Origin of the sequence: Jiulongibacter sediminis (assembly GCF_001306455.1) — a bacterium.
Classification (GTDB): Bacteria; Bacteroidota; Bacteroidia; order Cytophagales; family Spirosomataceae; genus Jiulongibacter; species Jiulongibacter sediminis.
The window spans coordinates 53,550-79,105 of record NZ_LGTQ01000013.1 but is presented as its reverse complement, the minus strand read 5'-3'; the positions used below and the strand labels follow the sequence as shown (position 1 = coordinate 79,105).

General features: G+C 42.1%; 27 protein-coding genes. 22 read left to right on the top strand and 5 right to left on the bottom strand.

Going from position 1 to position 25,556, the window contains the following annotated elements; genetic code table 11:
* The first annotated feature begins 6 nt into the window (after positions 1-6).
* The 14 genes from AFM12_RS16750 (at position 7) to AFM12_RS16685 (ending at position 12,437) form a co-directional block, all read left to right on the top strand.
* Entirely contained in the window at positions 7-2,253 is a 2,247-nt protein-coding gene (locus AFM12_RS16750) for a T9SS type A sorting domain-containing protein (RefSeq protein ID WP_082391395.1), read from the top strand.
* Positions 2,254-2,379: 126 nt separating this feature from the next.
* The gene (locus AFM12_RS16745) at positions 2,380-2,754 is read left to right on the top strand and encodes an NADH-quinone oxidoreductase subunit A (RefSeq protein ID WP_055150596.1); all 375 of its coding nucleotides are present in this window, start codon (positions 2,380-2,382) and stop codon (positions 2,752-2,754) included.
* 7 nt (positions 2,755-2,761) lie between these two features.
* Positions 2,762-3,310, top strand: a complete 549-nt coding sequence (locus AFM12_RS16740; protein WP_055150593.1) for an NADH-quinone oxidoreductase subunit B — start codon at positions 2,762-2,764, stop codon at positions 3,308-3,310.
* Positions 3,307-3,807 (top strand): NADH-quinone oxidoreductase subunit C, encoded by a 501-nt coding sequence (locus AFM12_RS16735; RefSeq protein WP_055150590.1) that lies wholly within the window; start codon positions 3,307-3,309, stop codon positions 3,805-3,807. The genes AFM12_RS16740 and AFM12_RS16735 overlap by 4 nt, the downstream gene beginning before the upstream one ends.
* A 1-nt stretch (position 3,808) precedes the next feature.
* Positions 3,809-5,047 (top strand): NADH dehydrogenase (quinone) subunit D, encoded by a 1,239-nt coding sequence (nuoD, locus tag AFM12_RS16730; RefSeq protein ID WP_055150587.1) that lies wholly within the window; start codon positions 3,809-3,811, stop codon positions 5,045-5,047.
* A gap of 2 nt (positions 5,048-5,049) precedes the next feature.
* Positions 5,050-5,538, top strand: a complete 489-nt coding sequence (gene nuoE, locus AFM12_RS16725) for an NADH-quinone oxidoreductase subunit NuoE (protein ID WP_055150584.1) — start codon at positions 5,050-5,052, stop codon at positions 5,536-5,538.
* A gap of 3 nt (positions 5,539-5,541) precedes the next feature.
* On the top strand, positions 5,542-6,888 hold the full coding sequence (gene nuoF, locus AFM12_RS16720; RefSeq protein ID WP_055150581.1) for an NADH-quinone oxidoreductase subunit NuoF: 1,347 nt from the start codon (positions 5,542-5,544) through the stop codon (positions 6,886-6,888).
* Positions 6,889-6,895: 7 nt separating this feature from the next.
* Entirely contained in the window at positions 6,896-8,071 is a 1,176-nt protein-coding gene (locus tag AFM12_RS16715) for an SGNH/GDSL hydrolase family protein (protein ID WP_055150578.1), read from the top strand.
* Entirely contained in the window at positions 8,071-9,156 is a 1,086-nt protein-coding gene (locus AFM12_RS16710) for an NADH-quinone oxidoreductase subunit G (RefSeq protein WP_055150575.1), read from the top strand. Before AFM12_RS16715 ends, AFM12_RS16710 begins: the two co-directional genes overlap by 1 nt.
* Before the next feature lie 5 nt (positions 9,157-9,161).
* Entirely contained in the window at positions 9,162-10,304 is a 1,143-nt protein-coding gene (nuoH, locus tag AFM12_RS16705; RefSeq protein ID WP_055150572.1) for an NADH-quinone oxidoreductase subunit NuoH, read from the top strand.
* A gap of 1 nt (position 10,305) precedes the next feature.
* Entirely contained in the window at positions 10,306-10,872 is a 567-nt protein-coding gene (locus AFM12_RS16700) for a NuoI/complex I 23 kDa subunit family protein (RefSeq protein WP_055150569.1), read from the top strand.
* A gap of 4 nt (positions 10,873-10,876) precedes the next feature.
* Positions 10,877-11,422 (top strand): NADH-quinone oxidoreductase subunit J family protein, encoded by a 546-nt coding sequence (locus tag AFM12_RS16695; protein ID WP_055150566.1) that lies wholly within the window; start codon positions 10,877-10,879, stop codon positions 11,420-11,422.
* Positions 11,422-11,916: a GNAT family N-acetyltransferase gene (locus tag AFM12_RS16690; RefSeq protein WP_055150563.1), complete on the top strand. Its 495-nt coding sequence runs from the start codon at positions 11,422-11,424 to the stop codon at positions 11,914-11,916. The genes AFM12_RS16695 and AFM12_RS16690 overlap by 1 nt, the downstream gene beginning before the upstream one ends.
* Before the next feature lie 2 nt (positions 11,917-11,918).
* On the top strand, positions 11,919-12,437 hold the full coding sequence (locus AFM12_RS16685; RefSeq protein ID WP_055150560.1) for a gamma carbonic anhydrase family protein: 519 nt from the start codon (positions 11,919-11,921) through the stop codon (positions 12,435-12,437).
* A gap of 84 nt (positions 12,438-12,521) precedes the next feature.
* On the opposite strand, the gene AFM12_RS16680 is transcribed toward AFM12_RS16685, so the two are convergent.
* From AFM12_RS16680 to gldD, 4 genes are read right to left on the bottom strand one after another with little or no spacing between them, the layout of a single operon-like run.
* Positions 12,522-13,223, bottom strand: a complete 702-nt coding sequence (locus AFM12_RS16680) for a carboxypeptidase-like regulatory domain-containing protein (protein WP_055150557.1) — start codon at positions 13,221-13,223, stop codon at positions 12,522-12,524.
* Complete coding sequence (locus AFM12_RS16675; RefSeq protein ID WP_055150554.1) at positions 13,223-14,056, bottom strand: phosphatidate cytidylyltransferase; 834 nt, start codon at positions 14,054-14,056, stop codon at positions 13,223-13,225. The genes AFM12_RS16680 and AFM12_RS16675 overlap by 1 nt, the downstream gene beginning before the upstream one ends.
* Positions 14,037-14,279, bottom strand: coding sequence for a putative signal transducing protein (locus AFM12_RS16670; protein WP_055150551.1), 243 nt, complete (start codon positions 14,277-14,279; stop codon positions 14,037-14,039). The genes AFM12_RS16675 and AFM12_RS16670 overlap by 20 nt, the downstream gene beginning before the upstream one ends.
* Complete coding sequence (gene gldD / locus AFM12_RS16665) at positions 14,279-14,872, bottom strand: gliding motility lipoprotein GldD (protein ID WP_055150548.1); 594 nt, start codon at positions 14,870-14,872, stop codon at positions 14,279-14,281. The genes AFM12_RS16670 and gldD overlap by 1 nt, the downstream gene beginning before the upstream one ends.
* A gap of 194 nt (positions 14,873-15,066) precedes the next feature.
* Between gldD and AFM12_RS16660 the strand changes: the two genes are divergently transcribed.
* The 4 genes from AFM12_RS16660 (at position 15,067) to AFM12_RS16645 (ending at position 20,050) form a co-directional block, all read left to right on the top strand.
* Complete coding sequence (locus AFM12_RS16660; RefSeq protein WP_131458429.1) at positions 15,067-16,158, top strand: hypothetical protein; 1,092 nt, start codon at positions 15,067-15,069, stop codon at positions 16,156-16,158.
* A gap of 78 nt (positions 16,159-16,236) precedes the next feature.
* Positions 16,237-18,546, top strand: a complete 2,310-nt coding sequence (locus tag AFM12_RS16655; protein ID WP_055150543.1) for an acyl-CoA dehydrogenase family protein — start codon at positions 16,237-16,239, stop codon at positions 18,544-18,546.
* Positions 18,543-19,049, top strand: a complete 507-nt coding sequence (locus AFM12_RS16650) for a dihydrofolate reductase (RefSeq protein WP_229308527.1) — start codon at positions 18,543-18,545, stop codon at positions 19,047-19,049. Before AFM12_RS16655 ends, AFM12_RS16650 begins: the two co-directional genes overlap by 4 nt.
* Positions 19,046-20,050 (top strand): glycosyltransferase family 2 protein, encoded by a 1,005-nt coding sequence (locus tag AFM12_RS16645; RefSeq protein ID WP_055150540.1) that lies wholly within the window; start codon positions 19,046-19,048, stop codon positions 20,048-20,050. Before AFM12_RS16650 ends, AFM12_RS16645 begins: the two co-directional genes overlap by 4 nt.
* 203 nt (positions 20,051-20,253) lie before the next feature.
* Here AFM12_RS16645 and AFM12_RS16640 read toward each other — a convergent pair whose 3' ends face one another.
* Positions 20,254-20,793, bottom strand: a complete 540-nt coding sequence (locus AFM12_RS16640) for a TetR/AcrR family transcriptional regulator (protein ID WP_055150537.1) — start codon at positions 20,791-20,793, stop codon at positions 20,254-20,256.
* 171 nt (positions 20,794-20,964) lie between these two features.
* Here AFM12_RS16640 and AFM12_RS16635 point away from each other — a divergent pair, with 171 nt between their 5' ends.
* From AFM12_RS16635 to AFM12_RS16620, 4 genes are all read left to right on the top strand, one after another.
* Complete coding sequence (locus AFM12_RS16635) at positions 20,965-21,846, top strand: DsbA family oxidoreductase (protein ID WP_055150534.1); 882 nt, start codon at positions 20,965-20,967, stop codon at positions 21,844-21,846.
* Positions 21,847-21,872: 26 nt separating this feature from the next.
* Positions 21,873-22,742: an NmrA family NAD(P)-binding protein gene (locus AFM12_RS16630; RefSeq protein WP_055150531.1), complete on the top strand. Its 870-nt coding sequence runs from the start codon at positions 21,873-21,875 to the stop codon at positions 22,740-22,742.
* Between the two features lie 215 nt (positions 22,743-22,957).
* Entirely contained in the window at positions 22,958-24,823 is a 1,866-nt protein-coding gene (locus AFM12_RS16625; RefSeq protein WP_055150528.1) for an ABC-F family ATP-binding cassette domain-containing protein, read from the top strand.
* A 92-nt stretch (positions 24,824-24,915) separates the two neighbouring features.
* The gene (locus tag AFM12_RS16620; protein ID WP_055150525.1) at positions 24,916-25,554 is read left to right on the top strand and encodes a DedA family protein; all 639 of its coding nucleotides are present in this window, start codon (positions 24,916-24,918) and stop codon (positions 25,552-25,554) included.
* Positions 25,555-25,556: the final 2 nt, after the last annotated feature.

Sequence of the window (25,556 nt, the reverse complement as noted above, 5' to 3'; positions counted from 1 at the left end):
AAGTCAATGAGAAGACTTGCTTTTCTTTTATCCATACTATCTTCTCTGTCCGGGTTTTCGCAGTTTACATTGTCTTATCCTGCTGACAGAATGGTTATCCAGCGTGACCTCAGTAATCAAGGTGTTATTCAAATAGCTGGCTCACTCACACACAAAACTGACAGCCTTCAGGTAAAGTTTGATCCGGTTCTTCCGGGTCAGGGGACAAAGAAGGATTGGGAAACAATTGTAAAACATCCTGAAAAGGCTCAATTCGTTGAGAAGGTAGCTCTTTCTGGTGGCTGGTATAAACTAAGCATTCGTTCATTTAAAAATGGACAAATAACTAAAACCTCCACCGTAGAGCATGTTGGAGTGGGTGAAGTATTTGTTATTGCCGGCCAGTCAAACGCTGAAGGGAATTCTGATTTTGAGGGTTCTGAAATTGGCACCACCGAAGACCGGGTCTCTGTCGTTGACTACAAAGACATCTACATGGACGAAGACCTTCTACCTTTTCAATTTTCTCCGTTGAGAAATAACACCAAAATTGGCCCCTATAACCCCGTACCTTGGTTTTGGGCCAGAATGGCCGAAAATTTAGTTAAAAAATACAACGTCCCGGTTTTGCTATATGGGGCCGCCGTAGGAGGTACAGGGTCTGACTTGTGGTTTGGGTCGATGAAAGGAACTGACTATTCAAAAGTACTGGGACGACAGATTAAATTTGTTGGGAGCCCTTACGATGTTTTAAGAAGAACCTTGCAAAACTATGTTTCCAGAACAGGAATTAGGGCACTACTTTGGCAACAGGGAGAAAGTGACGCTTTTACACCTGCCTACACCTACTACACCCGTTTAAAGGATATTGTGGCTCAAACCTCTCTGGACATTGAGGGTGATCTATCATGGATTGTGGCCATTGGAAGCCGTACTCCAAATCCGACTCAAGTGGCATATGCCCAGCAATTACTTATTGATAATGTGGACAAGGTATATCAAGGACCAAATACAGATATCCTCTGGGGAGGAGAGAACAGAGCAGATGGAATTCATTTTCATAAAGAAGGGCTGAAAAGAGCCGCTGACCTATGGTCTGATGCCATAATTGATAATAACTATTTAGGGAAAATAAGGCCCGTGGCAGCCAAAGGGTTGATTGAATTCTCAGTCAGTTGCCCACAAAACTTAGAAGAAAGAGTAAGCCTTACGGCACCTGAAAATTATGAATCTTACCAATGGTCTGACGGAACTTCAGACCTGACTGCAGGCTTAAATTCAGAAAGTATCAGCCTGAAGGCAAAAAAAAATGGCATTGTCTATTTCAGCCCCGAAATTACATTTCAGCAAAACGCCTTTAATAAAGAACAAATCACTCTTGTTGGTGATTCAGAGTTTTGTGAAGGATCACCTGAACACTATCTTACAGCCTCCACATCATTTGCAAAGTGGAACACCGGTGAGGAAGGTCAAAAAATAAACCCAACCCTTTCCGGAACATACTCCTATTTCTGGAAGAATTTATATGGCTGCACGTACAAATCAGATGAAATTGCTGTCAAAGTAAATCCTAAGCCTGAACCAAAAATTGAATACAGCACCGGTCAAAACCGTTTCTGTGAAAACGAATCAGTAACACTTCAAACTACTCAGAACTTCAATAATTATGTTTGGTCAAATGGTGAAACCTCAGAATTATCGGCTTATCAAAGTGAGGGTTCACATTACCTCAGAGTAACCGACCATCTTGGCTGCAGCTCCGACACTTTACATTTTGAGCTTGAAGCTTTAAAAGCTCCCCAAAAACCAATTATTGAGCAAACCTCCCCTTTTAGCTTGAATTCTCAGGAAACACTACAATGGTTTAAAGACGACAATAATCTGGATTATTCTTCTACTCAATTCAAACCAGCAGAACCGGGAGCTTACTATGCCAAAGCAAAAATTGCCTACACTATGGAGGGTTCCCCCGAATTAGTTTGTTATTCTGAGAAATCAGATATTCTGGAGTTTTCACAGGCAGATTTTAATCCACCGATTCAAATCTGGCCGAATCCTTCAAGTGACCAGATTTTCATTGAAATGTTGAATGAACCACAGGATTTGAATATCACAATTGCCGACAAATCAGGAAAAAATGTTTTAACTTCTGTAATAAAATATTCAGAAGGAAAGTTTGCTTCACAATCTATAAGTCACTTGCCACCGGGGTTATATACAGTGAAGTTGGGAAGCCGAAGTAATTATGTGAGTCATAAGCTCATTGTGCATTAAAAAAGCATCCTTCCAAAATCCAACAAAACCATCATTTGGTGCACAGAAAACTTAAATAATTACAATTTTAAGTTTTGAAACACGATTTGCGGATTGTAATTTTGCAGCCTAAAACCAGAAATCAGAATGATCAGCAATTTACCGCAGGATTTTTCACCCATTTTAGTTCAGTTTCTGCTGGCTTTGGGCTTTGTGATTTTCACCATTATCATCACACATGTTTTAGGGCCAAGATTAAAAAGTAAGCAAAAGGAAGATCCGTTTGAATGTGGTATTGAATCAGAAGGTGATGCCCGTACGCCTCTTTCTGTTCGTTATTTCCTGATTGCCATTCTGTTCGTATTGTTCGACGTAGAAATTATCTTCATGTATCCTTGGGCAGTGAACTTTAAAAGCCTGGGATGGTTTGGTTTTATAGAGATGCTCACTTTTGTGGCCTTCCTCATGGCAGGCTTTTATTACATCGTGAAAAAAGGCGTTTTAGACTGGGAGAGAGATTAAAGAAATTATGAGCGAAATAAAAACAGTAGCAGCTCCTGATGGCTACGGCGGTTCAGGATTCTTTGCCACCTCATTAGATAAGGTTATTGGACTTGCCAGAGGAAATTCTCTTTGGCCATTGCCCTTTGCCACCTCATGCTGCGGTATTGAGTTTATGGCCACCATGGGAGCCCATTACGATATTTCAAGATTCGGTTCTGAAAGACCGAGTTTCTCACCCCGCCAGGCAGATTTACTGATGGTGATGGGGACCATCGCTAAAAAAATGGCTCCGGTAGTAAAGCAGGTTTATCTTCAAATGGCCGAGCCAAGATGGGTTATTGCCGTAGGAGCCTGTGCTTCTTCTGGAGGCGTATTTGATACTTACTCCGTTCTTCAGGGAATTGACCGTGTTATACCGGTTGACGTCTATGTACCCGGCTGTCCTCCAAGACCTGAACAAATTCTGGATGGTTTAATGCAGGTTCAGGAACTGGCTAAAAACGAGTCGTTAAGAAGAAGAGAATCTGACCAGTATAAAGCCCTTTTACAGTCTTATAATATTGAAGTAGGATGATCAGTAATCAGGAAATAGTAGAGGAGCTTGCCGCTCATTTTGGAGACAAAGTTCTTGAGTTTGAAGAACCGAACGGTTTATTGACGTTCAACACAAAAGCCGAGAGTATTATTGAGGTTATTCAATATCTCAAAGAAAGCGACCGCTTGAGATTCCGCTTTTTGACCGATATCACCGGCGTTCATTACCCTGATGCTGAAGGCAAAGAACTATGTGTTGTTTATCATCTACACAGTTTTGAGAATGCCATTCGTTTAAGAATTAAGGTTTATTTGCCAGAGGCAAAACCGGATATCCCAACGGTAACATCGCTTTTCGCAGCAGCAAACTGGATGGAAAGAGAAACATTTGATTTCTACGGAATCAACTTTACCGGACATCCAAATCTCAAAAGAATTTTGAACATGGATGATATGGATTACCATCCGATGCGAAAGCAGTACCCGCTTGAAGACGCCACCCGAGAAGATAAAATAGATGCCCTTTTTGGAAGATAATATGACAGAAGAGCTAAAAAACAGCAAAAAGACTACTGATGCCCTGGCTCTGAATCAGCCAATTCAGGAGGAGAATGAGTACACTACCCTCAATCTTGGGCCTACTCACCCGGCTACTCACGGTATTTTCCAAAATGTTCTCCAAATGGATGGGGATAAGATTATCTCCGGAGAGCAGACCGTGGGGTATATCCACAGAGCATTTGAAAAAATTGCTGAAAGACGTCCATTCTACCAGATCACTACATTGACGGACCGAATGAACTACTGTTCTTCACCGATCAATAATTTTGGCTGGCACATGACCGTCGAGAAATTACTCAATATTGAAGTGCCAAAAAGAGCTCAGTACATCAGAGTGATTATGATGGAGCTGGCCAGAATTTCAGACCACCTTATCTGTAACTCGATTCTCGGAGTTGACACGGGTGCGTACTCCGGCTTCCTCTATGTTTTTCAGGAAAGGGAGAAAATCTACGAAGTATATGAAGAGGTTTGCGGAGCCCGTTTAACAACCAATATGGGCCGTGTCGGCGGAATGGAAAGAGACCTCTCTCCTACTGCTTTAGCAAAAATCAAAGACATCGTTTACAACTCCCTGCCTAAAGCAATGGCTGAGTTTGAAAAAATGATGAACCGTAACCGAATCTTCATGGACAGAACCATTGATGTAGGAGGTATTACAGGTGAAAGAGCCATGGAATATGGATTTACAGGGCCTAACCTGAGAGCTGCAGGTGTTGATTACGATGTCAGAGTGATGGAGCCTTATTCCTCTTATGAAGATTTTGACTTTGAAATTCCGGTAGGCCATAATGGCGACACTTACGACCGATACATGGTCAGAAACGCTGAAGTCTGGGAGAGTTTGAAAATCATCAAACAAGCACTTGAGAATTTACCGGAAGGACCGTATTACGCAAATGAAGAGCATTATTACCTTCCACCGAAAAGAGAGGTGTATCGCAGCATGGAATCCCTGATTTATCATTTCAAGATTATCATGGGTGAAATTGAAGCTCCTATTGGCGAGGTGTATCACGCGGTCGAAGGAGGTAATGGTGAAGTAGGATATTATTTAATCAGTGACGGAGGCAGAGCACCATACCGCCTGCACTTCAGACGACCAAGTTTCATTTACTATCAGGCTTATCCTGAAATGTGTAAAGGACTGACCATCTCAGATGCTGTGGCCATCATGAGTAGTTTAAATGTAATTGCCGGAGAATTAGACGCATAATAATGACAGAGACCATTGCATTGACGCCGGAGAGGCTTGAGAAAGCAAAAGAAATTATTGCCCGTTACCCTGAAGGCAAGCAGAAGTCTGCTTTGCTTCCTATTCTTCATTTAGCTCAGGAACAGCATGGTTGGGTAAGTCCTGAAACCATGGACTTTGTGGCTGATCTGTTGAGTATTCAGCCAGTAGAAGTTTACGAAGTGGCTACCTTTTACACCATGTTTCATCTGGAGCCAGTTGGTAAACATGTAATAGAATATTGCAGAACGGGTCCCTGCTGTACTATGGGTGGTGAAGAGGTTTATGCTCACCTTAAAGATAAATTGGGGATTGAAGCCGGTGAAACCACTCAGGACGGCCTTTTCACCGTTAAGGAAGTAGAGTGCCTCGCCGCTTGTGGCTGGGGACCATGTTTCCAGATCAGAGAAAAATACTATATGCACCTGACCAATGATAAGGTGGATGAAATCATTGAAGAGCTTAGCAAATAAAAAATGGCAGAAAGCATCAAAATATTAACCGGTAATTTCGACGTACCTGGCATTGAGCAATTGGATGTCTACCGTAAAAACGGTGGCTATGCGGGATTAGAAAAGGCTCTGAAACAGATGTCTCCTGACGAAATCGTGGAAGAGGTCAAAAAATCAGGTGTGAGAGGTCGTGGTGGAGCAGGTTTCCCGATGGGAATGAAATGGGGTTTCCTGGCCAAGCCTGAAGGTGTGCCTCGCTATTTGGTTTGTAATGGTGATGAGTCTGAACCCGGTACTTTCAAAGATCACTATTTAATGATGAAGAGTCCTCACTTACTCATTGAGGGAATGATCATCTCCAGTTTTGCACTGGGTGCAAACACTTCTTTCATCTATGTGAGAGGGGAATTGATGTATGTCATCAATATTCTGGAAAAAGCAATAGCCGAAGCTAAGGCAGCGGGCTTGTTAGGCAAAAACATTCTGGGAACCGGATACGATCTTGAGTTAGTGGTTCAACCCGGAGGAGGAGCTTATATCTGCGGGGAAGAAACCGCTCTATTAGAATCACTTGAAGGAAAGCGTGGTAATCCAAGAAACAAACCACCTTTCCCTGCCGTCAAAGGTTTATATCAATGCCCTACCGTGGTGAATAATGTGGAATCCATTTCTACAACGCCATGGATTGTATTGAATGGTGGCGAAGAATATGCCAAAGTTGGAATAGGCAGAAGTACAGGTACTAAGCTAATCTCGGCTTCTGGTCATGTGAAGAATCCGGGCGTTTATGAGATTGAACTGGGTCTTCCGGTTGAAGAGTTTATCTATTCAGATCAATATCTCGGCGGTATCAGAGATGGTCATGGGCTAAAAGCCGTCGTGGCTGGTGGCTCATCAGTACCTATTCTCCCAAAAGATTTAATACTCAAAACAGCTGCAGGTGAGCCGCGTTTGATGTCATACGAATCGCTTTCGGATGGAGGTTTTGCCTCAGGAACAATGCTGGGCTCGGGAGGTTTTATTGCAATGGATGAGACGACTTGTATCGTAAGAAATACCTGGAATTTCTCAAGATTCTATCGTCATGAGTCTTGTGGTCAATGCTCTCCATGCCGTGAAGGCACGGGCTGGATGGAAAAGGTTCTTTACCGAATTGAGCACGGAAAGGGTAATGAAAGAGATATTGATCTTTTGGTTGATGTCGCTAAGAAAATTGAAGGAAATACCATTTGTCCATTGGGCGATGCCGCTGCCTGGCCGGTAGCAAGTGCTATCAGACATTTCAGAGATGAGTTTGAATGGCATGTTAAAAATCCCGAGGCCGCGACAAAAAAAGGTGCAGTTTATCAGCCGGAACTAAGTCTGGCTTAAAATTGAAATGAAAAATATATTTTACACATTGCTGATGATCGTCTTCACCCTTCTGGGTGCAGAACTGGTTCTCAGGCTCTTTATTGACCTGCCGGACCCATATCAGCATTTACGTGTAAAATCATACACCACAGGAGAAGTTATCCGACTTCAGAATACCAGAAATACTGATATAGCTTTTGTTTTTAATCCCAATGAGCTTTTTCCTGAGGATGAAAAGAACATCGTTAACATCCATATCAATAATCAGGGGTTCAGACATCAGGACGATGTGGATACCAGCCGTAATGAGATAAGTATTTTCGCCATAGGTGGTAGTACCACCCAGGGTTATGATTATGCCTATGAAAAAACCTGGTGTCAGGTACTAGAAAAAAACCTTGAAGAGAAAACCGGACGAGCTATAAATGTCTATAACGGAGGAACGGCAGGTGCGGCAATGTTTGATCATATTGCCTTACTTCAGAACCGTGTAATTCATCTCAAACCAGATATGGTTATCCTTTTTGCAGGGGTCAATGATCTCAACCTGCTAGTTGGTGATGATAATATTTTCAGATTCGACGATGTCTATGAAGAGGTAGAAGCTGTGAGTTGGTATAAACTTGGTTTGGCTCGCTTTACCCTCTACAAGTTATTCCTGAACGCTAAACGTAAACTAAAATCTGATGAAGAGCATCCTTTGAAACGGGATTCGGATGAAGAAGATACGGGTATAGCTCCCGGCACACCGGTACAATTTGCTGATCATTTGGCGGCACCTCTTGCAACGCAAAAACTACCAATGGCAGAAGGCCCGGAAATCAATTTTGCGTATTACCAAAAAATGGTAAAATCATTTATTGCCACATGCCAAATAAATGACATACCGGTAGTGGTAATGACCCAGCCTACCACCTGGAAATCTGAAGATCAAACCCTTCAGAAATATCATTGGATGAACAAAAATAAGGAAAGCAGGTTTCCCAAAGATTTTATGCAGAATAGCATGGACAAGATGAACGCCGATGTTCATCAAATTGCTTTGGAAGAAAACGTACCTTGTTTTAGACTGGAAAACGCAATACCGAATACAGGTGAATACTTTTACGATGATTGTCATTTCACTCCAAAAGGTTCTGTGTTTGTTGGTGAGGCGTTGACAAGATTTTTTATTGATAATAATCTGATCAATTTAAATTGATGGAAGAGAATAAATTTAAAGTAACCATTGACGGAATAGAAACTGAGGTAGCTCCGGGTACTACTATTCTGCAAGCGGCCAGACAAATTGGTCCGGAAGTAGCTCCGCCGGCAATGTGTTATTACAAACCACTGGAAAAATCGGGTGGAAAATGCCGTGCTTGTCTTGTAAAAGTAGCTCAGGGCTCGGCCAAAGATACCCGTGCGATGCCTAAGCTTATGGCTTCATGCATTACTCAGGTGCAGGATGGCATGGTGGTAGAAAATTATACGAATGAAGAGGTAGTGGAAACTCGCAAAGGTATTGTAGAATTTTTGCTTCTCAATCATCCGTTGGATTGCCCGGTTTGTGACCAGGCCGGCGAGTGTAGTCTTCAGGATTTTGCCTTTAAGCACGGTACGGAGGCACAGCGATTTGAAGAAGAACGTAGAACTTATGAACGTGAGGATATCGGTGATAAGATTCAGCTTCATATGAACCGCTGTATTTTGTGTTACCGATGCGTTCATACAGCAGATCAAATTACAGATGGCCGTTGCCATGGCGTGATGTATCGCGGTGACCACGCCGAAATCAGCACCTACATCAGTAAAGCTGTCGATAATGATTTCTCTGGCAATATGATTGACGTTTGCCCGGTAGGAGCTTTAACTGACAAAACTTTCCGTTTTAAAAACAGAGTATGGTTCTCAAAACCTGTAGACGCACACAGAGACTGTGATAAATGCTCAGGCAAAGTGCATCTTTGGTACAAAGGAGACGAGGTAATCCGTGTTACGGGGCGTAAGAATCAGTGGGGTGAAGTGGATGAGTTTATCTGCAACACATGCCGTTTTGATAAGAAAGAAACAGCTGACTGGGTTATCGAAGGGCCAGCCAAGATGCAGAGACATTCGGTACTTTCTGCCAATAAATACAGAAAGGATGCCATTAAGCCTGAGTACGCTCTTAAGCATGCTGCTCAAAATTATAAGCAAATCGATGATTCCAGACCTTATAACAAATCGTTAGAAGAGGTAAAAGAGTCTGAAGATTACAAGGCTTTGATGGACAAAAACAAAGAATTTAAACTTTTAAATAAATAGGCTGAATGGATTCAGTTTTTCTGATCAAATCGCTCATTATTTTAGGCATTTTTGCTCTCTCCTTAGGTATAGCTGCCTATGAAACCTACTTTGAGAGAGTTATCGCAGCTTTTATACAGGATCGTGTGGGGCCCGACAGAGCAGGACCTTTCGGTCTTCTGCAACCTCTGGCTGATGCAGGAAAACTGTTTTTTAAGGAAGACTTTATTCCAACTCTGGCCGATAAATGGCTATTTATTCTTGGGCCCTCTCTGGCCATGTTAACGGCTTTAATGACAAGTGCTGTTATTCCTTTTGGAGATAGCATTCTTTATGATGGTCATGAAATTTTGGTTCAAGGCATTGAGGTCAATATCGGAATCCTTTGGGTTTTCGGAGTGGTTTCTCTTGGAGTGTATGGAATCCTGATTGGAGGCTGGGCCTCAAATAATAAATACTCCCTTTACGGTGCTATCAGAGCAGCTTCTCAAAACATCTCTTATGAGCTGGCCATGGGTCTATCTATTATCGCTGTTTTGATGATGTCTGGTTCACTATCATTGAGAACTATAGTGGAGGAGCAACACGGAATGAACTGGAACGTATTTTACCAGCCATTGGGCTTTATCATCTTTCTTACCTGTTCTTTTGCAGAATGTAACCGTACTCCGTTTGACCTTCCAGAATCAGAAAACGAACTGGTTGCTGGTTACCATACAGAATATGGTTCTATGAAACTGGGTCTTTTCCTATTCAGCGAGTATGTGAATATGTTTATTTCATCTGCTGTAATAGCCACTTTGTTTTTCGGAGGTTTCAACTATCCAGGAATGGACTGGGTTTACTCAGCATTAACCTCAAAAATGGGAGAAGTAACAGGTCATAATCTGGCTACTTTAGTGGGGACTTTGGTTTTCTTTGGTAAAATCGCCTTCTTCATTTTTGTATATATGTGGGTAAGATGGACTTTACCACGTTTCCGTTATGATCAATTGATGGATTTAGGTTGGAAAGGCTTAATTCCATTAGCGGTAGTCAATATGATCATTACTGCTGCTGCAGAGCTCTCTAATCAGCCTTTATTGGTAAATTGGATAGGTCTTGGTGTTTTCATTGCCTTGCTCTATGCCGGATCAGCCCTTATGAAATCTAAGAAAACAAGCGTTTAATATGCAACTGACCAACAGATCAAAAAAGACCGATAAAACGCCTTTGACGCTGGCTGAGAAAAGTTATCTGCCGGGTATTGCCAAAGGCATGGGCATTACGCTTAAACACTTTTTCTCTAAGAAAGCGACGATTCGTTACCCGGAGCAAACCCGCTATCTGGGACCTATCTTCAGAGGTCATCACATCTTAAAAAGAGATGAAGAGGGTCGTGAAAGATGTACGGCCTGTGGTCTTTGTGCCGTGGCCTGTCCGGCAGAAGCTATCTCTATGGTCGCAGCTGAACGTGAAAAAGGTGAAGAACACCTTTACCGGGAAGAAAAGTATGCGGCTGCTTATGAGGTCAATATGCTCAGATGTATTTTCTGTGGCCTTTGTGAAGAGGCTTGCCCTAAAGAGGCCGTCTACCTTCGTCATGATAAATTTGTGCCGGTATTTACCAGCAGAGATCAGGTAATCTATGGCAAAGATCAGCTGGTAGAAGATATGGATGACCGCTATGAGCGTGATGCATGGACTAAAGAGGAAATGCAAAAACTTTGGGAACAACAAAAACCGGTAAATTACTAGACCAATGGAAACTCTGGAAACTATTAAAAACCTGACAATGACTCAGTGGTCATTTTACGCTGTTTCAGTTTTGACTTTGTTCGGTGCTTTGGGTACCATTTTGTCTAAAAACCCGATTCATAGCGTGATCTATCTGATCATGACCTTCTTTTCCTTATCTGCACATTATGTTTTGCTGAATGCTCAATTTTTGGCAGCTGTAAATATTGTGGTTTATGCAGGTGCAATTATGGTTCTTTTCCTTTTCGTAGTCATGTTTTTGAACATCAAAGATGAGGCTCCTGAACTTGATAATAACAAGATCGTTATTGGAGCCAGCATCGTTGGTGGTACCATAGGTGTAATACTGGTTGCCGCTATTCGACTTACAGAAAGTCAGAAAATTGATCCTTCTACATATCAAATCAAAACCGGTTTCATTGAAACGCTTGGTCAATTGCTTTATAGCAAATACCTTTTGCCGTTTGAGTTGGTTTCAGTTCTGTTTTTGATTGCCATGAGTGGAGCCGTAATGCTCGGAAGAAAAGAAAAAGGCGAAAGAAACTTCTGATGAAGGCCTCTTTACGGCTTTCTTTTGAGAAACTTTCTGCTTCAGACCGTGCTTTGTCGGTTTCCATGTCAATGGATGAAAGCATCATGAAATTCATCACCGGCAAAGCTTTGAATCAACGAGAGGCCCAAGAACGTTTTGAATATCAACTCAAAACCAATGCTCAACATTCAAGTCTCGGGTTCTTCAAAGCCATTGATAAAACCTCCACAAAGGTCATAGGCTATCTGAAGATTGTCAAAGAAGCCAAGGACATCATGGAAATTGGTTATGCCGTTCTTCCTGAGTGCCGAGGAAAAGGCTTTGCCAAAGAAATGACCGTAGCCATGATGAACCATACTTACTCTGGGTTTCCTGAAGTCAAAAAACTGCTGGGCACGGTAGATCAAAGAAATATCGCATCTGCTCATATCCTTGAGAGCTATGGTTTTTCCATTGAAAAAGAAGAACTTTCAGGCGACAGAACTATTCTCCATTTCACCAAAGATATTTAACCATGAAACCGCTCATACTTCCTGTCGAAGGAAAATCCCCTGTAATACCAGACTCTTGCTGGCTGGCCCCTAACGCCACTGTGGTGGGCGATGTAGAAATGGGAGAAGATTGTACTGTTTGGTTCAATGCGGTCATCAGAGGTGACGTAAATGCCATTAGAATGGGGAACAGAGTCAACATCCAAGATGGAGCCGTGATTCACTGTACTTATCAGAAAACGCAGACGATACTGGGCAATAATGTCAGCATCGCACATAATGCTATTGTTCATGGTTGCCAGATTGAAGATGAAGTGCTTATCGGAATGGGGGCCATTGTGATGGACGGTGCTTACATTGAGAAGAATGCGATTATTGGAGCGGGAGCAATTGTAACACAAAATACACGTGTTCCATCAGGAACGATTTGGGCGGGCAACCCTGCCAAAGAATTAAAGAAACTGTCACCTGAGGCCGCCGAGGTCTTTATGCGTACTTCAAATAACTATGTGAAGTATGCGGGGTGGTTTGGGAAGGAGTAGTTTTTTCAGTTTTCAGTTTTCGGTTTCAGTATGCAGTTATTTTTATTTCGATCAAAACTGCCCCTGCTCACTGTAAACTAAAAATTAGTTGCTGTTAAAGATCGCATCTCGCGAACCTTGGTTCTTAGGAGCGTAGCCACCCTTTTTGTAAGCCTTATTTGAGAAAGACCCGTTTTTAATGCTTTGTATAAAGCTTTGCCAGGCGATAGGGTTTAGTAATGGATTCGTAGTTAAAGATCCCCGCCTTTGAATACTTTGCAGCTGCTGACTCATGGCATAGCGGTAATTTTGCTCTGCACTCATCCCCTGCATCGCCATGGCTCTGTCTAAATTATCCCTGCTGAGGTTTTCTTCCATGTAAGCTCGTTCGCGTGCATCAGGAAGTTCCATTTCTACCAGAGCCAGTTTGAATTCCTCCTCATTGGAGAACGGATAAACTTTAACTTCTTTTAACATCTTAGCGTCCTCATTCAGCTCCACTACGGCAGAATAAGACAACATAACATCCCGTGGAATGATGTGATACTGCTTCTTAAATCCGAGGTAACTGAAGACAATACTATCACCGGGAAAAACATTAATGACGAAGTAACCCCGGTCGTTGGTCAGCGTTCCTCTACCTGCCCTTTCATTGATAATATAGGCTCCGGGAAGGGGTTCATCGTTCTTTCCGTCAATAACAAAACCGCTGAATGTAATGAATTTTTTCTCGCCTTGTGCATGCGTCTCGAAGGCCCCAAAAAGGGCTACAGCAAATAAAATAAGGCCTAAAATTCGTTTCAGCATCAAGAAAATATTTTTAGAAAAGTAAGAATAAAAGGTATGGAAAGCAACAGCCCGTCAAAGCGGTCAAGGAACCCTCCATGCCCCGGAATCAGGCTACCGGAATCTTTGACCTTCAGGCTTCTTTTGAACAAAGACTCCACCAGATCTCCGAGCGTCCCGGTAATGGAAATGATAAGTGCAATCACCAGCCATTTCCATAAGACCAAATCAGGATAAAACCTTGAAAACACAAACGCCACCAGCAGCGAGCTTATTGCTCCTCCAAAAAAGCCCTCCCAGGTTTTCTTGGGCGATATTCTTTCAAAAAGCTTTCGCTTGCCCATAAGTGTACCCGCAAAGTAAGCACCGGTATCATTGACCCATAGCACCAACATAATTCCTAACATCAAAAGCGGACGGTAGGTTTCGGGTTCAATCCCGATTTCGATGACCAGTGAAAAGGGAACGGCCACATAAATAATGCCTAGAAAAGTATATCCGAGGTTTTCAAAAGGCCGTTTATCAGAGTGCTTGTACAACTTAATGAAGAAGGTGATGGCCAGCAGTGGAATAACAGCATAATAGAACTTGAAAGGCCATACTTCACTTTCAATAAAATAAGTGAGAATATTGAGGATGACTCCGCAGAGTGTCCCGTAAATGGTGAGGGGTATGTTTCCATTCAATCCTACAAGACGGTAAAATTCTGCTTGCGTCATAACTGACAACAGGAGAAAAACCAACCAATAGGTCAAAGGGGAAAACATCATTCCTGATATTATTATCGTTGCCCCGATGATGGCGGCAATAATCCGCTGGGTCAGGTTTGAGTACTTAGCTAGCTTTTGAGTCATCGTTATTTAAAAAGTTCTCAATAATTGCTTTGGCCACATCTGCATTCTCCTTTTCTACATAAAGAAGGTATGCTCCGAAAATAGGATACACAGAGTCTTTCTTGTTGACCAGAAAACAATTGATTTCATTATTCAGAAGCTCATTTTTGAGTAATTCCATTTGCATGGCATCTCCTGACTTTCTCAGGATTTGCCAATCCGGCGATTCAACAGAGAAAATCATCAGGGCTTCCAGGTTAAAGTTTCTAAAAGGTGAAGGCAGTCTTCTTTCATATAATCAATGACCGGCCTCAGGCTGTCGTTCAGTGTTGGTTCCATCAAATAGACAGCACCTCTTAAATAATGATTGGTGGTGTCGGTAACATAAAACTGAAAGTGACTGGGCACCTCTCCTTCGATTTCGATGGTTACCGCTCTTTTTCCATTATTTAACTCAATGATTTGTTCACGCTGAGATGTCGCTTTAACATGATGCTTAGCCGCCAACTTAAAGGCATCATCAATGTGCTTTGAGAGTTTCTCAGGACTGCCATCAAGGGACTTATATGTAAACTGAATTAAAGCATCATAATCAGGATAAGAGAGGATGATCCAGTGCGGTTCAGAATTCGCAAAAGTGTCAGGCTTTACCACTGCATGTTTTGAGAACTCAAACGTATAGGGATGCTCTTCATCTAACTGCCTGTATTCATGAGGAGGTAGGTCAATGCGATTATACCCCTTGGGTTTCGGCACGTAAGTTTGTTCATTTCCACAGCCTGAGGTCATAGAAATAATCAGGCCTAAGACCACAAACACGCTCAGTTTTTGACTCATATCATTGGTTTAGACCGCAAAGATAGGGAATCCGCTTACTAATTATTGCTTTGGTTATTGCCAAATACCCACCTCCCTAAGATTAGGGATTTTATCATCCTCAAGGTTCCCCTTCATTTGTAAAAAGAACAGAGTCTTTTCACCTACCAAAAACCATTCTGGATTCAATTAATAGATAAATAACCATGATAAAAATGAAACATTCTATTATTCCAACTTTCATACTATCCATTTGTATTTTCAATGTAGCCGAAGCTCAGGTCAATGAAATACAGAACAACACCACCTCGGTAACCATTTTGCCCGGAAGCATTAATTCCACTCATATTTCAAACAATGTTAATGCCCTCAATAAAGACAATCTTGTTTTGGGAAAAGATGCCTTGCTTGGCTATTCCGTTACCGGCCCTGTAACCAGTGCAAGTGGCAATGTGGTCATCGGCCACGATGCCATGAATCGCGGATTTAATGGAAACGATAACGTAGTTCTTGGAAAAAACTCCGGATACTGGAGTGTGTTCTCTGACCGAAATGTGGCCATTGGTGCAGATGCCCTTTATTCAAATTCACCCAATAGTGGTTTGGGAAATAATAATGATGACAATGTGGCTATTGGTTATCATGCCATGAAAAACTTTTGGAGCTATAATTCCAGCAATGTCGGAATAGGTTCACTGGCACTTGAAAACCCAAGCAACTCCACAGTTAGTGTTGGTTTTCGAAGTGGAAACGGAGGAGCTGACCGTTCAGTGCTATTAGGCCATGAGGCAGGCTATACCGGTGGCTTTTACAATAACGTTCTTATCGGTTACCAGGCCGGCTTCTGGGAAACCTCGGCCGATAAACTTTATATTGAAAACTCAAACAGCTCTACACCTTTGATTGGAGGAGACTTTGTCAATGATGTGGTTTCTATCAATCGTCCTATCTCAAGTTTGTCCGGAACTCCAAATGACAAATTCCAAGTCGGTGGAAATGTCAAGGTATATGGAAACATGGCCATTACTGGTTCAAGAATTTCAACCCTTTCTGACTTTTCCAGTGACTTTGCTCTCAACGATCAGCAGTTTTTAGTTTTCTACGTCGGTACAGGCGGTCACACCGTCACACTACCTTCTGCTCTTCCTTTTGTAGCCTATGAATTCAAAATAATAAATCAGGGAGGCGGAGCAATTACAACAAGCGTTCCTTTTAGAACAGGCTTAGGGACTACCTCCCAGACCATACCAGCGAGTTCAGTCCTTCACATTATTTCAGACGGAACCAACTGGAGAAAAATTAACTAGGTACACTCGCCTTCGGGCTTCATCGAATCCTTGGGTTGAAATTTTTGTTATACCACCACAAACAAAGATTTCAACCCTATGAAATACTCTCCAGGAATCATTTCGGTGCTTCCGCTTTTCTATATTGGCTGGTCAGATTCTGTACTGAGCCCGTCTGAAATGAAATCCATTCAGGATAAAATCAAAGGCATGGATTTTCTGTCATATGATGATCAATACACCTTAATCAGCTGGACAGACCAGAAGAATCCACCATCAGAGGAAACCTTCAAAAGCTGGCTTGACGCCATAAAATCGCAGTCTGCACAAATGAAAGTTTCTGATAAAATTTCATTGGTTGACCTTGGTCTTCAGATGGCCAAAACTTCCTCAGGAGCAAAAAACGAAATCTGGGATGCTCCGAAAGTGCGGAAATCCATTGAAGAACTGGAAGCTGCTCTGGGTGTAAGTCATCAGCTCTCAAAACTCTCTTTCTATCAAAGTATTTCGCCTGAAGCAGAGCATGAAATCGAGGAAGAAAAGGCCTTTGACCCGAGGGCAATGCAAAGCCTTTTGGATGGACCATACGCTCCATTGAAAGAGAAAGCCAAAAAGCTGATCATGGATTCCTTTTTTGACATCTCAAAAGAAGTTCGGGATAAGGAAGAAATGCGAAATCTTGTTCTGGATCAGGTCAAAGCACTGGCCCGGCAAGGTTACGGAGCCTATGCCTATCCAGAAGAATATGGCGGAGCCAATTCACCCGGTGGAAATACAGCCATTTTTGAAACACTGGCTATGGGCAATATCAGTTTGCTCATCAAATTTGGAGTACAGTTTGGCCTTTTTGGTGGAGCTATTTTTCAATTGGGTACCAAAAAACACCACGACAAATACCTCAAAGATACAGGCACGCTGGAGCTGGCAGGTTGTTTCGCCATGACCGAAACCGGTCACGGAAGCAATGTGCGTGATCTGGAAACTACCGCAGTTTATAATCCTGATGATAAAACCATTACGGTGCATTCGCCTACGGTAGCAGCAGGTAAGGAATATATCGGCAATGCACTCCATTCAAAAATGGCGGTTGTTTTTGCTCAGCTCATGGTCAATAATAAAAATCAGGGCATTCATGCTGTGCTGGTTCCACTTCGGGATGAAAAACATGAAACCTTACCCGGCATTACCGTCAAAGACAATGGCTACAAAATGGGACTAAATGGCGTGGATAATGGCCGTATCTGGTTTGATAATGTGACGGTTCCTCTGGAAAACCTTTTGGACAAATACGGCGGTATTGACGAAAACGGCAACTATCAAAGCTCCATCAAAAAAGAGTCGAAACGCTTTTTTACCATGCTGGGTGCTCTGGTGGGCGGAAGAGTCTCTTTGGCTTTGGCCTCCAATACGGCAGCGAAAAAATCGTTGGACATCGCCATCCGGTACTCGTTAAAAAGAAGACAGTTCAGCAATTTAAATGAAGATCAGGAAACCCTGATTCTCGACTACCCTACGCATCAGTGGCGACTTTTCCCGTTAATGGCTAAAAGCTACGGACTAACATTCGCCACGGAAACGCTTCGCGAAAAATTTGCCGGAGCTTACGGAGGATCTGAAGAAATGAGGGAAGTAGAAACGCTGGCTGCCGGACTAAAAAGTTACGCCAGTTGGCACGCCACGGATACCATTCAGGAGTGCCGCGAGGCCTGCGGTGGTAAAGGCTACCTGGCCGAAAACGAGTTCGCAGATCTGAAGGCCGATACAGATATCTTTACCACTTTTGAGGGTGATAATCACGTGCTTTTGCAATTGGTGGCGAAAGCTTTGCTCACTGACCTGAAACAAGAATTTAACGACGGTGGCTTTATGGCTGTAGCCCGTCATGTGCTCCAAAGAATGAGTAGCTCTGTGCTTACTCTGAACCCGGTAAACACCCGAAACACCAATGCGGAACACCTCCTCAGTATTGATTTCATGCAGTCAGCCATGACTTTCAGATCGCAAAAACTTTTGTTTAGTCTTTCTGATAGGATGAGAAGCTTTATCGGCAAAAAACTAGCTCCGCCTGAGATTTTCCTACGTACACAAACGCACATGGTCAGTCTGGCCAAAGCCTGGGTAGAAGCTTTTATATTTGAAGAATTTGTCAAAAAACTCAATTCTCTTCCTGAAAGCAAAGAGAAAGAAGCTCTTCGAATTATGCTTCAGATTTTCAGTCTGCATGCCATTTATGAAGACAAGGGTTGGTTTCTGGAAAATGATTTTATCAGTGGTGATAAATCAAAAGCCATTCGTAAAGTGCTGAATAAGCTGATGCGTCAGGTAAGGCCTCAGGCTCATCTTTATGTTGAAGCTTTTGGGATACCTGAAGTTTTGCGGAAAGCTAAAATTGCGACTTTTGCGGAATGATTGAAAAACCTAAAATTTCCATCATCGCCGCCATGAGCCAAAACCGGGCTATCGGTTTTAAAGGTTCTTTGCCCTGGCCGGAGCCCATTCCTGCCGACTGGGAACATCTCGAAAAAGTGACCAAGGGCAAAAAGATGATCATGGGTCGTAAAAGTTATGAAGATAAACACCGTGTTTCCTCTGAGGCGGGCAACTTCGTTTTAAGCAGTCAGGACGATCTGGAACTGGAAGACAATTTCGCTCATGTTAAATCGCTGGAAGAAGCTCTGGAGCTTTGTAAAAATGAAGATGAGGTCTTTGTCATTGGTGGTGAAGGTGTTTTTGAGGCAGCACTGCCAAAATGTACAACGCTTTACCTCACTAAAGTTTTGAAGGATTTTGAGGGTGATACCTTTTTTCCTGAATTCGAACATCTTGCTTTTAAGGTGGAAAAGATTAAACGCTTTGAGGCTTCTAAGAAAAGCCCCTACCCGATGGAAATCATTATTTATTCAAAAGCTTGAAAGGGCCTTCAGTAGATATCATCCTGCCTTTTTATCAAAACGGTGAAACTTTAGATCGGGCCATTGCCTCAATTCTTGATCAAACGTATCGGAATTTCCGTTTGATTTTGGTGGCCAACAATGCAGACGCGGCCAGTCTGGAAATCGCTGAAAAATTTGCAAAAGAAGATTCACGTGTAGAATTTCTTCATGAACCACGGCAGGGTGTAGCTTTTGCTTTCAATACAGGTATTCAGGCCGGAAACAATCCATTCATCGCCCGGATGGATGGTGATGATATCGCTGAACCCGAGAAATTAGAGAAACAGGTGAAGTACCTTTTGGAAAACCCATCTTTAGCGGCTGTAGCGACGCAAACAACCTTTTCTTCCACCATCAAAGCCTCGGAAGGTTTCGGGCATTTTGTGGAATGGCAGAATGCCATCATTAGCCCTGAAGAGCATTTTCTTGCTCAGTTTTATGAAAGTCCCGTAGCGAACCCCACCATCCTTTTTCGTCGGGAATTGATTGAGAACTATGGGCTGGTGGACACCTCAGACACACCCGAAGATTATGAACTCTACCTCCGCTGGATGGATCAGGGAGAACAAATCGCTAAAATAGCAGAGCCTTTACTCACCTGGAACGACCACCCCAACCGACTTACCCGGACACATCAACACTACCGCGAAGCAGCGTTTCAAAAAGTACGGTATCGATATTTAGCCAAGTATCTAAATGATGTTACCCAAAATCGTGAACTCGTCATTTGCGGAGCGAGTAAAAATATACAGCTTAAGGCAAATAGGCTTCAGGCAAAAGGCATTAGGATTGCAGCCCATACCGATGTCTTTACCCGAAAACCGGAAGATGTGAACTTCATTCCCCTATCAAAAGCTCTAGAAAACAAGGATTTCTATTTTGTTAGTCTTATTGCCAAAAGAGATGTTTATCAGGAGATTAAAGGACTCTTTCTTTCCAAAGGATTAGCTGAAGGTGCGGATTTTATTTTGGCGGGGTGAGGTGAAATTTATAATGAAAATTAGCCTAGCATGTTGTACCAAAATTAGCCTAGCGTGCAGAATGCTTTTATTTTGGTGAGGTGAGCTCTTAAAAGTTATATTGCTTTTAAAATACGGTTAATGTGCTCAGCATCCTGAAGATAATTACACAAGACCGCCCAAAAAAGCATGATATTAACTCGCACGTTGTGTACCATTAAAAACTACCGCTCAACATTAATAATATCCCAAAAGCGATCAACTAAATATATTGGTTCAAGATCATTTCGCTTTGTGAGCCACCACTCAATTAAACCCGCACCAGCTGAAATTGTAGCCTGCATCATAATTTCTTTATCAATAGGATTGTTGATGGGCTTACTTTCAATAAAATCACTTAAACCTATTTTTAGAATTTCTTCCATTCTTTTCCGAAAGAAAGTATTATCCTCTCCGGTAAGCATCACTTTATAAAAAGCAGCATTAGCATTCAAATAATCAAAGGTGGTCAGCATGGCTTTTTTAGACGTAAACTCTTCTTTACTTCCACCTGTGCAACTGGTCATGAGTTGGTTAAGATGCATATCAATGCATTGTTCTCGTAACTCAAATTTATCCTTAAAATGAAGGTAAAATGTACCTCTATTTACATCAGCTTCTTTTGTGACCATCGCAATAGATAACTTTTGAAAAGGATATTCAACCATCAATTTCGTAAAAGCATCAAATAAAGCCTGTCTCGATTTTTTAACTCTTCTGTCCATTTTTCATTGTGTTTTCTCAGCGGTATTATTCAACAGATTTCTTTAAAATGTTGATTAAGCAACAAAATGACTCAATCATTTCTTAAAGTTTTGTGCAAAGGTAAGTTAACACTTGTACATAAATCAACACCTGTCTAATTTTGGTGTGTAATTAATAATTAAACAGGTAAAATGAAGCGTACAAAATCTGGTGTCGAAAGGAAGGTAAGAGCAGCATTTCTATCGACGACTTGCATCGTAGCAATTGTAACAATTGCAATATTTAAGGTAACAGGACAGTCCAATAATCAAAATCAAGAAATGATGATCACAGAAAACAAAATAACAGAAATAGCAATAAATGAAGATAACACAGTACTTGTAGAAGTATGGTCAGATTACCTATGTCCGTGGTGCTATATAGGGGAAGCAAACCTTGATAATGCGATTGCTGATTTAGGTATCAATGCCACAGTGGTATACAAGAGCTTTCAGTCAAACCCGACACTGCAAGGAGCTTTTACCGTAAAGGAAATCGCTAAGCAAAGCGGTTTCAGTTTAGAGGAAGCGAGAAAAAAGTCAAAATACATCGAGGATATGGCTAGTAGTGCCAATGTGGAACTACACATGGACTTTGTGATAATGGTCAATACCATGGATGCACACCGTTTGGCTTATATGGTCAAACAAAGAGGCCATGGCAAAGCAATGGCAAAGCGGCTTTTTGAAGCTTCCTATTTGGAGGCTAAAAATATAGCAGACCCAAATGTGTTGACAGAATTAGGTGAAGAATTTGGTATCTCAAAAGAAGAAACTTTAGCCATGTTGAAAAGCGACCAATATAGAGCTGAAATCAAATCGGAAATTCAAGAAGGTATTAATAATGGCCTACGTGGCGTACCGTATTTTGTAATTAATAAAAAATACTCACTATCTGGGGCACAACCTAAAGAGGTATTTAAAGAGACGCTCTCAGGAATTTTAGAAGATGATGGCCCTTATAAACCTTTAATCAGCAAAAGTCCATCCGCATATACATGCGATGAAACAGGTTGTGAGATTCCGAATAAATAACAATCCACTTAAAATTATATAAAATCATGATACTAATAACAGGAGCAACAGGTCATTTAGGTTATTTGACCTTAATAGAACTATTAAAAGAAAAGTCAGCATCCGAAATAGCAGTTTTAGCTCGTAAAGTAAGTGACAAAACTAAGGAGATTGCCGCATTGGGGGTTGAAGTAAGAATTGGTGAATATGCCAATAAGGAGTCCTTGCTAAAAGCTTTCAATGGTATTAAAACCCTTTTCTTTGTATCTACTCATGAAGCAGCACAAGATTTTACAGTTCATAAAAATGTTATTGATGCAGCAGTAAATAGCAACGTTCAAAGTATAGTATATACAAGTACACAAGGTGAAAAGTCACTAGGTAAGAATAATCCTGAAGGAGCTGCTGATATGCACGCCTTAACCGAAGAAGCTATTAAACAATCCGGTTTAAACTATAGCATACTTCGCAATGCACCTTACATGGAATCCTTACCAATGATATTAGGAGAGAAGGTTTTAACTGAAGGATATGCAATGCCAATGGGTAACGGAAAGCTTTCATTTGCTACAAGACAAGATATGGCTATTGGCTCAGCCAAAGTATTATCCAAAAATGAACATGATCATAAGACGTATGAATTTGGAAGTACTGCTTCAGTAGGTTTCAATGAAGTTATGGAAATACTATCCGAATTGACGGGTAAAAATCTGGAATACAATCCAATTAATCCTGAAACCTACGAACAACAAAGTAAAGAAGCGGGTATCCCTGAAATGTACATTCAAGCTAACCTCGGATTTGCAGCTCAGGTAAGAGGTGGATATTTTGATCACCCAACTCAGGATTTAGCTAATATATTGGGACGAGAGCCTGTTTCAGTTGAGGACTTTTTGAAAGAAACTTACGGGCGGTAAACAAAAATGCAATAATAATGGCACACAACAATGTGTATAAGCAATAGCGGTTTGAGTGCTAACTTGAACCGTTTTTTCATTTTGTTAAAAGTATCTTGTAATCCGAAAAGTAGTCGTATAAAATCCACTACTGCTCATACATGAACCGTTAATCTCCCCCCATTCTTTCTCCCACAAAAACGCTATCCTTTCCTTTTCCCTCCTAAATTTGCCGCATGAATTATTTGTCGGCAGAGAATATTGGTCGCGACCTCGGCGAGCGGTGGCTTTTTAAGGGAATTACCTTCGGGATTTTACAAGGCGAAAAAGTGGCCCTCATTGGAGCCAATGGCTCCGGCAAAACCACCTTACTTAACATTGCCGCCGGCCTCACCGAGACCGATGGCGGTGAAATCACCATCCGCAATGACATCCGTGTAGGTTATCTGGAGCAGGACCCTGATTTTCCGGAAAATCAGACGGTTTTGGAAACCATTTTCTACGCCGAAAATGACATCACTCAGGCCATTAAAAACTACGAGAAGGCCGTGGAATCCAATAATCAGGATTTACTGTCAGAGTGTATAGAAACGCTTGACAGTCTGAACGCCTGGGATTATGAAGCCAAGGTGAAGCAGATTCTGGGCAAGCTGGGCATTCATGATTTTGAGAAAAATGTCAGTGAGCTTTCCGGCGGGCAGAAAAAACGCGTGGCTCTGGCCAAAGTACTCATTGATCAGCCCGATTTCATCATTCTGGATGAGCCTACCAACCACCTGGATTTAGAAACCATCGAATGGCTCGAAGGTTACCTTTCGTCATCCAACGTGACGCTATTTCTGGTAACACACGATCGCTATTTTCTCGATAAAGTATGTAACCGCATTCTGGAGCTTCGGGCCAATGATATTCATAAGTACATTGGTAATTACGCCTACTATCTGCAGAAAAAGGAGGAGCAGGAGGAAGTGGAAGCCAGCACCAATGAGAAGAACCGGCAGCGTCTGAAAAAAGAACTGGAATGGATGCGGCGACAGCCTAAAGCCCGTACCACAAAGGCCCAGTACCGTATTGATGCCTTTCACGACTTGAAAGAAAAGACCCAAGGCTACCGTAAAGAAGATAAATTGGAACTGAATGTTCGCACCGAACGCCTGGGTAAAAAGATAGTAGAGATTCAGGATATCAGTAAAAGTTATGCCGATAAAAGGCTGATTGAGCATTTCTCCTACACGTTTAAACGCGGTGATAAAATCGGTGTAGTGGGTAAAAACGGAATGGGGAAATCAACCCTGCTGGATATTGTCATTGACAGCGTGAAACCCGACTCCGGAAAAGTTATTAAAGGCGAAACGGTCAAAATCGGATATTACTCCCAGGACGGACTGGCCTTTGATGAAGATCAGAAGGTGATTGATGCTATTCGCGAATATGCTGATCATGTGAAACTTGGAGATGGCCGCGATTTATCGGCTTCGGCTTTTCTGAGCATGTTTTTGTTCCCGCCCAAAGTGCAGCATAATTATATCCATAAGCTCTCCGGCGGTGAGAAACGCAGGCTGCAGCTGATGAAGATTCTGGTACAAAGTCCCAATTTCCTGATTCTGGATGAGCCCACGAACGACCTGGACATTGAGACACTTAACGTACTCGAAGAGTTTCTGGAAAACTATGGCGGCTGCGTGATGGTAGTAAGTCACGATCGCTACTTTATGGATAAGATCGTGGACCATGTTTTTGCTTTTGAAGGCAATGGCTATATCAAGGACTTCCCCGGCAATTACACTCAATACAGACTCTGGAAAGACGAACAGGAGAAAGAAAAAGAGCAGGAGAAAAAGGCCGCCAAAGCCGAAGAACCAAAACCTGAAATCAAAAAAGAGAAGGTAAAGCTTAGTTATAAAGAGAAAAGAGAATTTGAACAGCTGGAAAAAGATATGGCTGATCTTGAAGACCGCAAAACCGAAATCATTGACTTGATGAATGGCGGTGAAACGGATTTTGAGAAGCTAAACGCTCTCGGTCAGGAGCTTGAAGAACTCAAAGAATCACTGGAAGAGAAGGAACTGAGATGGCTGGAGCTTTCCGAATTTGAAGCGTAGTTTTAAAAAGCGAGCCGTGTAATGGTATTTTGATCAATATCATTTTCATTTCTCACTTATCCCTTTAATTTTACGATTCAAGCAGTAGCTGAATGGAGCAAATCACCGATTTTTTTCAGTACATCATGAACTCTGAAGAGATTATCCAAACGGGTGGTTTGATCGCTATTGTGCTCATTGTCTATATTGAAAATGGCCTGTTTTTCGGCTTCTTTCTGCCCGGCGATTATCTGCTTTTTCTTTCGGGAGTTTTCTGTGGCTTAGGCTTACTCAAAGTGAATATCTATCTGTTGTTGATGGCTATTTTTGCGGCCGCAGTCCTGGGCTCGTATACCGGGTACCTGTCGGGCTATTTTTTCGGGGAAGCTCTGGAAAACAAAAAAGAGAACCTTTTCTTCAAAAAGAAACATATCAAACGCACCAAAAAGTATTTTGAAAAATACGGTAGCCGCACTTTGATCATTGCCCGTTTTCTACCAGTGATTCGCACTTTTGCTCCTATTCTGGCTGGTTTGGTAAAAATGAAACTGGTCAATTTCAGTATCTATAATATTGTTGGCGGTGGCCTTTGGGTGGGTATTCTTGTGATTGGCGGTTACTACCTCGGCGACCGTTTCCCATGGATTATCAATTATGTCCACTGGATCATTATCTTCTTCCTGGCCATTACTACTTTTACGGTTTTGAAAGGCTATTTCTCGGCCAAACAGGAGATCGAGAACGAGCTCTGAAA